An 11,244-nucleotide genomic window follows, 5' to 3' on the forward strand; every position below is an offset into this window, starting at 1 on the left:
CGCCGCCAACTGATCAACCGCCCGCCCGACGTGCTGATCACCACGCCCGAGTCGCTGTTCTTGATGCTCACCTCGGCCGCCCGCGAGACGCTGGCCGGCGTCGCGACCGTGATCGTCGACGAGATCCACGCGATCGCCGCCGGTAAGCGCGGCGCGCACCTGGCGGTGTCGCTGGAGCGCCTCGATGCGCTGCGTGAGGGTAAACCCGCCCAGCGCATCGGGTTGTCGGCCACGGTCCGCCCGCCCTCCGAACTCGCCCGGTTCCTGTCCGGCCAGGCGCCGACGACCATCGTGGCCCCGCCGTCGGCCAAGACGGTCGAGCTCAGCGTGCAGGTGCCGGTGCCCGACATGGCCAACCTGGCCAACAACACCATTTGGCCCGATGTGGAGAACCGCCTGGTCGACCTGATCGAATCGCACAATTCGACGATCGTCTTCGCCAACTCGCGGCGGCTGGCCGAGCGACTTACCGCCCGCCTCAACGAGATTCACGCCGAGCGCAGCGGTGTCGAATTGACGACGGACGCCAACCCGAAGGTGGCCGGCGGCGCGCCGGCGCACATCATGGGCAGTGGCCAAACCTACGGCGCCGACCCGATATTGGCGCGCGCCCATCACGGTTCGGTCAGCAAGGAACAACGCGCCTTGGTCGAAGAGGACCTCAAGCGCGGGCTGCTCAAGGCGGTGGTGGCCACCTCCAGCCTGGAGCTGGGCATCGACATGGGCGCGGTCGATCTGGTGATCCAGGTGGAGGCGCCGCCGTCGGTGGCCAGCGGCCTGCAGCGCATCGGCCGGGCCGGCCACCAGGTAGGCGAAATCTCGCAGGGTGTGCTGTTCCCCAAGCACCGCACCGACCTGATCGGCTGCGCGGTCAGCGTGCAGCGCATGCTCACCGGCCAGATCGAAACCATGCGGGTGCCCGCCAATCCGCTCGACATCCTGGCGCAGCAGACCGTGGCGGCGGCCGCGCTGGAACCGCTGGACGCCGATCAATGGTTCGACACCGTGCGGCGGGCCGCCCCGTTCGCGACGCTGCCGCGCAGCGTGTACGAGGCCACCCTGGACCTGTTGAGCGGCAAGTACCCGTCCACCGAATTCGCCGAGCTGCGACCGCGATTGGTCTACGACCGCGACACCGGCACGCTGACCGCCCGTCCCGGCGCGCAGCGGCTGGCCGTGACGTCCGGCGGCGCCATCCCCGATCGCGGGCTGTTCACCGTGTACCTGGCGTCCGAATCCGAAAACCCCTCGCGGGTAGGCGAACTCGAAGAGGAGATGGTCTACGAGTCGCGTCCCGGCGATGTCATCTCGCTGGGCGCCACCAGCTGGCGGATCACCGAGATCACCCACGACCGGGTGCTGGTGATCCCGGCGCCGGGCCAGCCCGCCCGGCTGCCGTTCTGGCGCGGCGACGGCCTGGGCCGCCCGGCCGAGCTGGGTGCCGCGCTCGGCGCGTTCACCGGCGAGCTGGCCGGCCTGAAGCGCGCGGCGTTCGAAACCCGCTGCGCCGAACTGGGTTTCGACGCCTACGCGATCGACAACCTGTGGGGACTGCTCGAGGAGCAGCGCGGCGCCGCCGGGGTGGTGCCCACCGACACCACGCTGCTGGTCGAGCGGTTCCGCGACGAGCTGGGCGACTGGCGGGTGATCCTGCACTCGCCGTACGGGCTGGGCGTGAACGGACCGCTGGCGCTGGCCGTGGCCCGCCGACTGCGCGAGCGGTATGGCATCGACGAGAAGCCCACCGCGTCCGACGACGGCGTCGTAGTGCGGCTGCCCGACACGCTGTCGGATACCGGTGAAACCCCGCCCGGGGCCGACCTTTTCGTCTTCGACGCCGAGGAGATCGACCCGATCGTGACCGCCGAGGTGGGCGGTTCGGCCCTGTTCGCCTCGCGGTTCCGCGAGTGCGCGGCCCGCGCCCTGCTGTTGCCGCGCCGGCATCCCGGCCGCCGGTCACCGCTGTGGCAACAGCGCCAGCGCGCCGCCCAGTTGCTGGAGGTGGCCCGCAAATACCCCGACTTCCCGATGGTGCTCGAGACGATCCGCGAATGCTTGCAGGACGTCTACGACGTTCCGGCCCTGACCCAGCTGATGACCGGCATCGCCCAGCGGCGGGTGCGGGTGCTCGAGGTCGAGACGCAACGGCCGTCGCCGTTCGCGGCGTCACTGCTGTTCGGCTACGTCGGCGCGTTCATGTACGAGGGCGACAGCCCGCTGGCCGAGCGCCGCGCCGCCGCGCTCTCGCTGGACAGCGCGCTGCTGGCCGAGCTGCTGGGCCGGGTCGAGCTGCGCGACCTGCTCGATCCCGAGGTCATCGCCGCCACCGGACGCCAGCTCCAGCACCTTGCGCCGGACCGGGCCGCCCGCGACGCCGAGGCGGTGGCGGACCTGCTGCGGCTGCTGGGCCCGCTGACCGAGGACGAGGTGGCCGCCCGCACCGACGTCGCCGACGGCAAGAACGTCGCCGGCTGGCTGCAGGGGCTGCGCGCGGCCCGGCGCGCGCTGACGGTGTCGTTCGCCGGCCGCAGCTGGTGGGTGGCGATCGAGGACATCGGGCGGCTGCGCGACGGCATCGGCATCGCGGTTCCCCTCGGCGTGCCGGCCGCCTTCACCGAGGAGGTGGCCGACCCGCTGGGCGAACTGCTGGGCCGCTACGCGCGCACCCACACCCCGTTCACCACCGCCGAGGCCGCCGCCCGGTTCGGGCTCGGGCTGCGGGTGACCGCCGACATCCTGGGCCGACTGGCCGGTGACGGCCGGCTGGTGCGCGGCGACTTCGTCGCCGCGCCCGGGGCAGACGGGGCGACCGTGGCCGGGGGCGAACAGTGGTGTGACGCCGACGTGCTGCGCATCCTGCGGCGACGGTCGCTGGCGGCGCTGCGGGCCCAGGTCGAGCCGGTCAGCACCGCCGCCTACGGGCGGTTCCTGCCGGCCTGGCATCGCGTGGGCGCGGCCGAATCATCGCGCGCCCCGGGCTATTCCGGGCTGGACGGCCTGATGTCGGTGATCGATCAGCTGGCCGGTGTGCGGATGCCCGCCTCGGCGATCGAGCCGCTGGTGCTGGCCCCCCGGGTCCGCGACTACTCCCCCGCGCTGCTCGACGAGCTGCTCGCCACCGGCGAGGTCACCTGGTCGGGGGCCGGGTCGATTTCGAGCGGTGACGGCTGGATCGCGCTGCACCCCAGCGAATCCGCGCCGCTGACGCTGGCTGGGCCGGCCGACATCGAGTTAAGCGACGCCCACCGCGCCGTCCTGGACACGCTGGCCCCGGGCGGCGCCTACTTCTTCCGCCAGCTCACGCAGAGCGGGTTCGGCGAGGCCGCGCTCAAAGCCGCGCTGTGGGAACTGATCTGGGCCGGCTGGATCACCGGCGACACGTTCGCCCCGGTGCGCGCCCTACTAGGTGGCACCGGAACCCGCAAGCGCTCGGCGCCCGCACACCGGTCGCACCGGCCGCCGCGGCTGAGCCGCTACAGCGTCGCGCATCCGCACTCGCGGCCCGCCGACCCGACCGTGGCCGGCCGGTGGTCCACCCTGCCGGCGCCGGAACCGGACTCCACGCTGCGCGCCCACTACCAGGCCGAACTCCTGCTGGGCCGCCACGGCGTGCTGACCCGGGGCGCGGTGGGCGCCGAGGGCGTGCCCGGCGGGTTCGCCACGCTGTACAAGGTGCTGAGCACCTTCGAGGACGCGGGCCGGTGCCAGCGCGGCTACTTCATCGAGTCGCTGGGCGGGGCGCAGTTCGCCGTCGCGTCGACCGTCGACCGGCTGCGCGCCTACTCCGACGGGGTCGACCCGGAACGGCCGGAGTACCGGGCGGTCGCGCTGGCCGCCGCGGACCCGGCCAACCCCTACGGCGCCGCGCTGCCGTGGCCGGCGGCCCGCGGCGACGGGACTGGGCCGGGCGCGCGCCCGGGCCGCAAGGCCGGCGCGCTGGTGGTGCTGGTCGACGGCGAGCTGGCCTGGTTCCTCGAGCGCGGCGGGCGGTCCCTGCTCACCTTCACCGACGACCCGGCCGCCCATCACGCCGCCGCCACCGCGCTGGCCGACCTGGTCGCCTCCCGGCGCGTCGCGTTGATCCTGGTCGAACGCATCGACGGGGTGCCGTCGCTGCAGCCCCGCGCGGACGGGCCCGGCCCGGCCGACGCCCTGTCCGACGCCGGATTCGCCCGCACGCCGCGCGGAATGCGGCTGCGCTGACATGCCCGAGGGTGACACCGTCTGGCACACCGCCGCCGTGCTGCGCGAGCACCTGGTCGGCGGCACGCTGACCCGCTGCGACGTCCGCGTGCCGCGGTTCGCCACCGTCGATCTCACCGGGCAAGTGGTCGACGAGGTGTTCAGCCGCGGGAAGCATTTGTTTATCCGGGTGGGGCGGGCCAGCATCCACTCACATTTGAAAATGGACGGCAGCTGGCGGGTCGGCAACCGCCGGCTGCGCGTCGACCACCGGGCGCGCATCATCCTGAAGACCGACACCGCCCAGGCGGTCGGCGTCGACCTGGGCGTGCTGGAGGTCCTGGAGCGCGACCGGGACGGCGACGCGGTCGCGCACCTGGGGCCCGATCTGCTGGGCGAGGATTGGGACCCCGCACTCGCCGCGACCAACCTCACGGCCGACCCGGACCGGCCGATCTTTGAGACGCTGTTGGACCAACGGGTGCTGGCCGGGGTCGGCAACGTCTACAGCAACGAATTGTGTTTCCTCACCGGGCATCTGCCCACCGCCCCGGTGCGAGACATCGCCGATCCCCTGCGGCTGGTCTCGCGCGCGCGGGACATGTTGTGGCTCAACCGCTTCCGCTGGAACCGGTGCACCACCGGCGACACCCGGCCGGGACGCCGGCTATGGGTGTACGGGCGATCGGGTCAGCCTTGCCGCCGCTGCGGCACCCCGATCAAGTTCGACGACGCGACAGAACGGGTGACCTACTGGTGTCCATCCTGCCAGCGCTGACGCGCTTGCGATCGCCGCTAATCGATGGCGGCGACCCGTCCCCCGCAAGCGGGAGGTACCCCCGGCGCCCGGCTTCGCCGCGCTTGCGATCGCCGCTAATCGCGGGCGTGTGCGAGGAAGAACTGGGCGATGGCCTCGGACCCGTCCAGCGCACGGGTGGTGGGGCCGATGACGGCCGCCGGCAGATACTGCCTGCCGCCCGGCCAGGTGTGCCCGCCGCGGTCGATCCGAAGGAACACCACCTCGGTGTTGGCCGCGCACTCGGTGTACACGTAGCGGTGCACGACGGTGCCATCGCGGACATCGGGCAGCGCCTCCCTGGCCGGAACACTCCGGCAGCCGTCGGCCGAGCGCCACTTGTCCACCATGGTGTCCGCCGAGATGGAGTGGCTCAGCCCGCCGCGCCCGCGCACCGCCCCGCCCTTGAAGGGCACCAGCGGGTCGGCGGTGCCGTGGGCTTCCCAGACCGACACCGGCTGGGAGGGGTGGCAGGCCACCCCGACGCCCAGGGTGCCCGCCACCGGCGCGACCGCGGCGAAGACGTCGGCCCGATCGCATGCCAGCCGGTTGCTCATGAAGCCCCCGTTGGACATCCCGGTGACGAACACGTGCCCGGGCGCGACGCCGTAGTCGTGCTGCAGCTTGGTCACCAGCCCGACCAGAAACGCCACATCGTTGATGTGGCGTCGATCGGCGGGCGAGGCGCCACGCCCGTCGGCCCAGCTCTTCTCGTAACCGTCGGGATAGACCACGAGCAGGTTGTGGGCGTCAGCAACGGTGTCGAAGCCCGTCAGGCCGCGCTGCGAGAGGCCGCTGCCGCCGCCGCCGTGCAAGCTGAGCACCAGTCCGACGGGTTCGCCCGCCGGCACGTGCAACATGTAGGTTCGGTCCATGCCGCCGGATCGAAAGGTGCCCGGAATGTCTCTTGCGCTAGCCGCCGACACGTGCCGCACGCCGCAGGCGACCACGCATATCGCGACCACAGCGAGCCACAGCCACCGCGCGTGTGCCATCTCGTCAGATCACCGGCGCCGCGCCGGCGCGGGCTCGCGGGTTACGCGCGTCCGACGCGCGAGCAAACCCTTGTGTGGCACACACCGCATTATCGGCGATACGGCGTGGGGTGGCACCGCGACGTGCGAGCATTCGAACTAGCTCCGCCTTCAGCAAGCGACGGCACTCATGTTCCACGGGAGTATCAGAAATGACGACCACCCAGATAGGCAAGCCCGTCCGGCCGCGCTCGCTCCTGTCGATCGGAGTCGCGCCGGTGGCCTGGCTGCTCGGCGTGCTGGCCGCATCCGCGACCGCAAATGCCACGTCTGCCGATGACGCGTTTTTGGCCGCGCTGAAAGCCAAGGGCATCAATTACGAGTCGGCCGACGCCGCCGTCAACTCCGGGCACACCGTGTGCCACGAACTCGACATGGGCCAGACACCGGAACAGGTCGCCAACAACGTGCTGTCCAGCAGCACGCTGGACAGCTACCACGCCGGCTATTTCGTCGGGGTCAGCATCAAGGCGTATTGCCCCAAGTACGCGGTTTCAGCCGCTTCTTCCGGATCCTGAAATTTACCGCCGGTTGACCGGCTCGTGACACAACCGCGGATAAGATTTCACTTATCCAAACGACGAAGCGCTCAAGGCCAAAATGATTCCGAAACTTTTGGTCGGTGTGGCGGGCATCGTGGTACCCATTGCGGTCGCGCTCGGCGCTTCCGGCGGGACCACGGCGTCGGCCGGCACCGACCCTAATCCCTTCAGCCATCTCAGTTGCGCCTGCACGGATTCTGATCCGCCGGGCAGCCAAACCCTGCGGGACACGATGGATCAGGGTATCCAGCAAGGCATTTCGGATCCCCCCGTGGTGCGGTAGCCCGGCGTCGAACTCGAAGCCGTCCTGCGCCTTGCCGCCGCGCCACACCGGGCCCGTTGTTCATGATCGGTAAACCCGTCAGCCACTCGCCCGCGCCGCGGTCGCCGACTAGCCGTGCTGGTCTGGTCCAATGGAGCGATCAAACCGGTTGCAACTCAAGCCTTATCGCGCTGTGTCCGAGCACATCGACGGCGCCTGGTGGCCGCGGTCGACAAACCTGGTCGACGAGCTGCCGGACCTGGCGGCGTCGCTGTCCGACCGACTGGGGCGGATCGTCATGGTGGGCTATCGCCGCAACGGCTGGCACAACACGCCGGCGCTGGCGCAAATCGACGGCCACACAATTGAATTGCTGGGCTTTACCAGCGACGAGCCGGCCAGTGTGATCGTGATGGGCGAGAACGGCCGCCACATCACCCTGCATGTCATCCGGCCGGGCACCGAAGAGCACGCCGCCCGTCGGGCACTCGACGCGGTGCGCGCGCCCGCCCGCGCCGCAATCTCGCCGCGCGTCCCGGGCGCGGTCGGCCGATCGGTGGCCGACGTGGCCGAGAAGCTGGCCCGTCACGAGGGGCTCGGCGACGAACGACGCACCGCTCAGATCAGGCGCTGGTGCGACGAGACGGCGCAACGATTCATCAACGCACCGGTGCAGACCTTCGTCCCCATCCTGGTCGAGCACATCGTCCGCGACCGCATGATGGAGTCGCGCGGCCAGCGCTATCCGGCCGACGGCGGCCTGTGCATCACGGTGCCCGGAAGCTCGGCGCCGTACTCGATATCGTCGTAGTCGCGTCCCTTGCGCCCCCGGCCGCTCGCCGAGCCGCGAGTCGGGCGCACCGGGGCCATCGGGAGCATGGGCGTCTGGCCGGGCCCCGCGGGCAACGGGGACGCCGCCGATACCAGCTGCACGGGCGCCGAAGACCCCAGCATGCCCACCGTCGCGGGCGGCATGGTCAGGTTGCCGAGCGAGATGCCGATGCCCAGCGTCGCGTGGGGCACCAGCGACGATCCGACGGCGCCGACCAGGCCCGCGTCCGCCGCCGACAAATCGGCGGCCGCTTCGGACAGGCCGCCGAACATGTCCGCGGCCACGCCGCCCTGCAGGCTTTGGGCGGCGTTGAGCTGGGCGAGGTAGCTCAGCAGGTTGATCGGGAAACCGCCGGCGATGAACTGGTTTCCCCAGGTGCTGAAGTATTGGAACCAACCGGAGTCCGGGTCCAATCCGAAGACACTGGAGGCGGCGAGGTTTTCACTCGCCCCGGAGATGTTGGCAGCCGTCATGATCCCGGAATTGGTCGTCGTCGTGGCGGGCATCAACCCGGCTTGTGTGGTCACGCCCGACGGGTTGGCAACCGGCGGCGGCGGTGTGAAGGTCGGCGGTCGGACCGCGCTCGCCGAGGTGGCGGCGTAGCGGATCATCGCAGCCGAGTTGCTTACCCACATGGCCTGGTATTCGGCCTCGGTTTCGGCGATGGCCGGATAGTTGATCCCGAAGAAGTTGGTGGCCAACAGCATTGCCAACCGGGCCCGGTTCGCGGCGACCAGCGAGGGATGCACCACCGTCCAGTGCGTCAACTCGAAGGCGGTGGTCATGGTTTGCACCGAGGTGGCGATCTGCTGGCACTGCTGGGCGGTGACGCGCAACCAGTCGAGATAGGGTTCGAGCGCCTGGGCCATCGCCAGGGCGGACGGGCCGTGCCACGTCGTCATCAGCTCCGACAACTCCGCGGTGTAGCTGCTGGCGGATTGCTCGAGCTCGACACTGAGCTCCTGCCAGACGGCGGCGGCTTCGATCCATGACCACGCACCGGGGCCAGAGTGGATCAGCGCCGAAGTAATCTCCGGCGGCAGTATCCCGAAATCCATGAATCTTTACCTTGGGGAAGAACGTGGCTGGGGCGAACGCGGTGCGTCGGCCCGTCCGGTAATCGCAGAGTGAGTGACGGCGGAACGCCGTGGCGTCCTGCTGCTGGTCGCCGTTGACCTGCCTGGTGGCGGGGTACGGCGTCCGCAGTCGTAGGGCGCCATCGTCTAGGTCATCCCGCCGATGGGTTACGAGGCATCACGTTGCCTTTTACCTCCTGGCCGAGGGCAACATCCTCGTACTTCTGCTGTTTACGTTTTCGCCAGCCGGTGCCCGCCGAGGCCGTCGTCGGCGGCACCATCATCGGCATCAGCGGCAACCCGGATTCCGTCGCGGGCAGCGGCGAGGCCGCGGACGCGAGTTGCACCCCGGTCTGGGTGCCCGGCAACAGCCCCACCACGGCGGGCGGCGCGGTCAGCTTGCCCAGCGACACGCCCACGCCCATCGCGCCCGTCGGCGCCATTCCCGCGCCGATGCCCTTGACGGCGCTGGACAGGTTCGCGGTGGCCGCGCCCAGTCCCTCGGACAGGCCGGCGCCGATGTCGCCGCCCACGCTCTGCAGCGCGGTGGCCGACGAGTTCTGCGCCAGGTAGCTCAGCATGTTGACGGGGAAGCCGGACGAGACGAACTGGTTGCCCCAGGTGCTCCAGTAGCCGAACCACCCGCTGTTGGGGTCGCCGTCGCTGCCGAGGATGCCGGTCGACGAGAGCAACGAGGAAACCGAGTTTCCGGTGTTGCCGGTGCCCGAAGCATCGGCCTGCATCACCGCGGCCTGCTGCCTGCCCGTTCCGCTCGGGTCGGTGGCCGACAGGGGCGAATTGAACTTCGACAGCTGCGTCGTGGCCTGCGAGGACGACGCCTGGTAGCGGCTCATCGCCGCCGAGTTGTTCGCCCACATGGTCTGGTATTCGTTCTCGGTCTCGGCGATGGCGGCCGTGTTGGTGCCGAACCGATTGGTGGCCAGCAGCTGCGCCAGTCGCGTCCGGTTGGCGGTGACCACCGCCGGAGGCACTATCGAGGCGCGAGCGGCGGTGAACGCCGACGCGGCGGCCTCGGCCGAGGTGGCCATCTGTGCGGATTGCTGCGCGGTCTCGCGCAGCCAGAGCAAATATGGCTGGACGGACTGCAGCATCGCCATCGCCGACGGCCCGTCCCAGGACTCGATGAGCGACGACAGCGTCGAAGCATAGGTGGAGACGGCATTCTCCAGCTCGACGGCCACACGTTGCCACGCGCCGGCGGCCTCGGTCAACGAGCCGGCGCCCGGCCCGGTGTGGATGAGCGTCGAGGTCACCTCGGGGGGTGCAAAAAGATCCATCACGTCTCACAATGCCCACGCTGAGAACGCCTCAGCAAACTTGCGTTTACCAGGCCACGAAGAACCCTGAAACTCTGCACGTCGAAGCCTGTCACCTGCGGTCGGTACCTCCCAATCCGACTGCCGGGCGCTAAGACACCCTATACCTAAAGTTGAGAGCGATTTGACATCCGCCGGCCAGGCGCACCACTCGAAAACGGCCGTGCTCTTACACGGTCACCGAGGCGCCGCGGTTCACCGCGACGATCCGGTCCCCCAGGCCGCGGCGCTGCATCTCCCGGGCGAAGTCGGCCAGTGGCGACGCGAAGACGCCGTAATCGTCGAAGTGCACCGGGATGGCCTTGGGCAGGGCCAGCATCGCGACGAGTTCGGCGCCCTGGCGGCCGTCCATCGTTACGGTCAGCCCGAACCGAAGCCGCGCGCCGGCCGGCAGTCGGGTGCCGGCGAGGTGCAGCATGCCCGCGTCGATCGGGTGGAGCCGCGTGGGGATCTCCTTGAGCTCCTCGATCAGCAGGGTATCGCCGGAGATGTAGAGCCGGCGCTGGGGCGCGCCATCGTCGGGGGCGAACTCCACCATGGTGCCCATCACCGGCGGGAGCAGCCGCCGGCTCCATCCGGGCGCGTGACGCCCGGGCAGCGACGTGAGGGTCAGGGTGGTGCCGCCTTTTGTCATGGTGTGCCGTTGCCACGTCCGCAGGCCGCGCGCCTGGGCGAAGCCGCGCCGGTGCAGCCGTTGAGCGGCGTGCGGGGTGGTGACGACGGGCAGCCCATGGTCGAGGCCCCGCTGCGACACCCGGTCCCAGTGATCGCCGTGCATGTGCGACAGCACGATCGCGTCGATCGGCGGGAGCTCTTCAATGCGTAACGCCGGCTCCTTGAGCCGCTTGGACACCAGCCCGTGGCCGAGATAGGCGCGTTGCCCCCGATGCAGGAAGTTCGGATCGGTCAGCAGCGTCAGCCCACCCGCAGAAATGAGGGTTGTGGCGTTGCCGACATACGTGACGGTGATGTCCATAGCCGCGGGCTACCCGGTCCCGCGCCGGCCATGCAGCTAGAAGGGCGGTGGATCGTCGTCGCTGTCGGGTGGTGGCGCGCAGCCGAAGTAGGCGGCCTCGCGTTCTCGGCGCTTCGCTTGGCGGGCGTGGCGGTTGTGCCGGCGTTCGGTGGCGATGCGCGCGGCGCGGTCTTGGGCGCGGGTGCGGCGGCGGGTGGGCATCATCGC

General features: G+C 70.4%; 9 protein-coding genes. 5 read left to right on the forward strand and 4 right to left on the reverse strand.

The annotated features are described in order from the left end of the window. A partial coding sequence (locus BST14_RS26250; protein ID WP_083067223.1) for an ATP-dependent helicase occupies positions 1 to 4,203 on the forward strand: 4,203 nt, incomplete at its 5' end. A gap of 1 nt (position 4,204) precedes the next feature. Next, positions 4,205 to 4,960 (forward strand): endonuclease VIII Nei2, encoded by a 756-nt coding sequence (gene nei2 / locus BST14_RS26255; RefSeq protein ID WP_083067224.1) that lies wholly within the window; start codon positions 4,205 to 4,207, stop codon positions 4,958 to 4,960. Between the two features lie 95 nt (positions 4,961 to 5,055). Here nei2 and BST14_RS26260 read toward each other — a convergent pair whose 3' ends face one another. Next, complete coding sequence (locus BST14_RS26260; protein ID WP_083067225.1) at positions 5,056 to 5,973, reverse strand: extracellular catalytic domain type 1 short-chain-length polyhydroxyalkanoate depolymerase; 918 nt, start codon at positions 5,971 to 5,973, stop codon at positions 5,056 to 5,058. 191 nt (positions 5,974 to 6,164) lie between these two features. Between BST14_RS26260 and BST14_RS26265 the strand changes: the two genes are divergently transcribed. The 3 genes from BST14_RS26265 (at position 6,165) to BST14_RS26275 (ending at position 7,627) form a co-directional block, all read left to right on the forward strand. After that, entirely contained in the window at positions 6,165 to 6,530 is a 366-nt protein-coding gene (locus tag BST14_RS26265; RefSeq protein ID WP_083067226.1) for a DUF732 domain-containing protein, read from the forward strand. A gap of 82 nt (positions 6,531 to 6,612) precedes the next feature. Then, on the forward strand, positions 6,613 to 6,837 hold the full coding sequence (locus tag BST14_RS26270) for a hypothetical protein (RefSeq protein ID WP_083067227.1): 225 nt from the start codon (positions 6,613 to 6,615) through the stop codon (positions 6,835 to 6,837). A gap of 130 nt (positions 6,838 to 6,967) precedes the next feature. Beyond that, a complete protein-coding gene (locus tag BST14_RS26275; RefSeq protein WP_083067228.1) occupies positions 6,968 to 7,627 on the forward strand; it encodes a DUF5994 family protein in 660 nt (219 codons plus the stop codon). On the opposite strand, the gene BST14_RS26280 is transcribed toward BST14_RS26275, so the two are convergent. The 3 genes from BST14_RS26280 to BST14_RS26290 all read right to left on the reverse strand — a co-directional run bounded on the left by BST14_RS26280 (position 7,558) and on the right by BST14_RS26290 (position 11,037). Further along, entirely contained in the window at positions 7,558 to 8,706 is a 1,149-nt protein-coding gene (locus tag BST14_RS26280) for a PPE family protein (protein ID WP_083067229.1), read from the reverse strand. The genes BST14_RS26275 and BST14_RS26280 overlap by 70 nt on opposite strands. Before the next feature lie 170 nt (positions 8,707 to 8,876). Next, positions 8,877 to 10,022 carry a PPE family protein gene (locus BST14_RS26285; RefSeq protein WP_083067230.1) on the reverse strand — a complete coding sequence of 382 codons (1,146 nt, stop codon included), beginning with the start codon at positions 10,020 to 10,022 and terminating at the stop codon, positions 8,877 to 8,879. Between the two features lie 208 nt (positions 10,023 to 10,230). Next, positions 10,231 to 11,037 (reverse strand): MBL fold metallo-hydrolase, encoded by an 807-nt coding sequence (locus BST14_RS26290; protein ID WP_083067231.1) that lies wholly within the window; start codon positions 11,035 to 11,037, stop codon positions 10,231 to 10,233. Between the last annotated feature and the right edge of the window lie 207 nt (positions 11,038 to 11,244).

The sequence above is a fragment of the Mycobacterium arosiense ATCC BAA-1401 = DSM 45069 genome, from assembly GCF_002086125.1.
Lineage (GTDB): Bacteria > Actinomycetota > Actinomycetes > Mycobacteriales > Mycobacteriaceae > Mycobacterium > Mycobacterium arosiense.

Bases quoted from the DNA above. Each gene is read 5' to 3' on its own strand.
- nei2 (WP_083067224.1), top strand. From the start codon at position 4,205: ATGCCCGAGGGTGACACCGTCTGGCACACCGCCGCCGTGCTGCGCGAG.
- BST14_RS26260 (WP_083067225.1), bottom strand. From the start codon at position 5,973: ATGGCACACGCGCGGTGGCTGTGGCTCGCTGTGGTCGCGATATGCGTG.
- BST14_RS26265 (WP_083067226.1), top strand. From the start codon at position 6,165: ATGACGACCACCCAGATAGGCAAGCCCGTCCGGCCGCGCTCGCTCCTG.
- BST14_RS26270 (WP_083067227.1), top strand. From the start codon at position 6,613: ATGATTCCGAAACTTTTGGTCGGTGTGGCGGGCATCGTGGTACCCATT.
- BST14_RS26275 (WP_083067228.1), top strand. From the start codon at position 6,968: ATGGAGCGATCAAACCGGTTGCAACTCAAGCCTTATCGCGCTGTGTCC.
- BST14_RS26280 (WP_083067229.1), bottom strand. From the start codon at position 8,706: ATGGATTTCGGGATACTGCCGCCGGAGATTACTTCGGCGCTGATCCAC.
- BST14_RS26285 (WP_083067230.1), bottom strand. From the start codon at position 10,022: ATGGATCTTTTTGCACCCCCCGAGGTGACCTCGACGCTCATCCACACC.
- BST14_RS26290 (WP_083067231.1), bottom strand. From the start codon at position 11,037: ATGGACATCACCGTCACGTATGTCGGCAACGCCACAACCCTCATTTCT.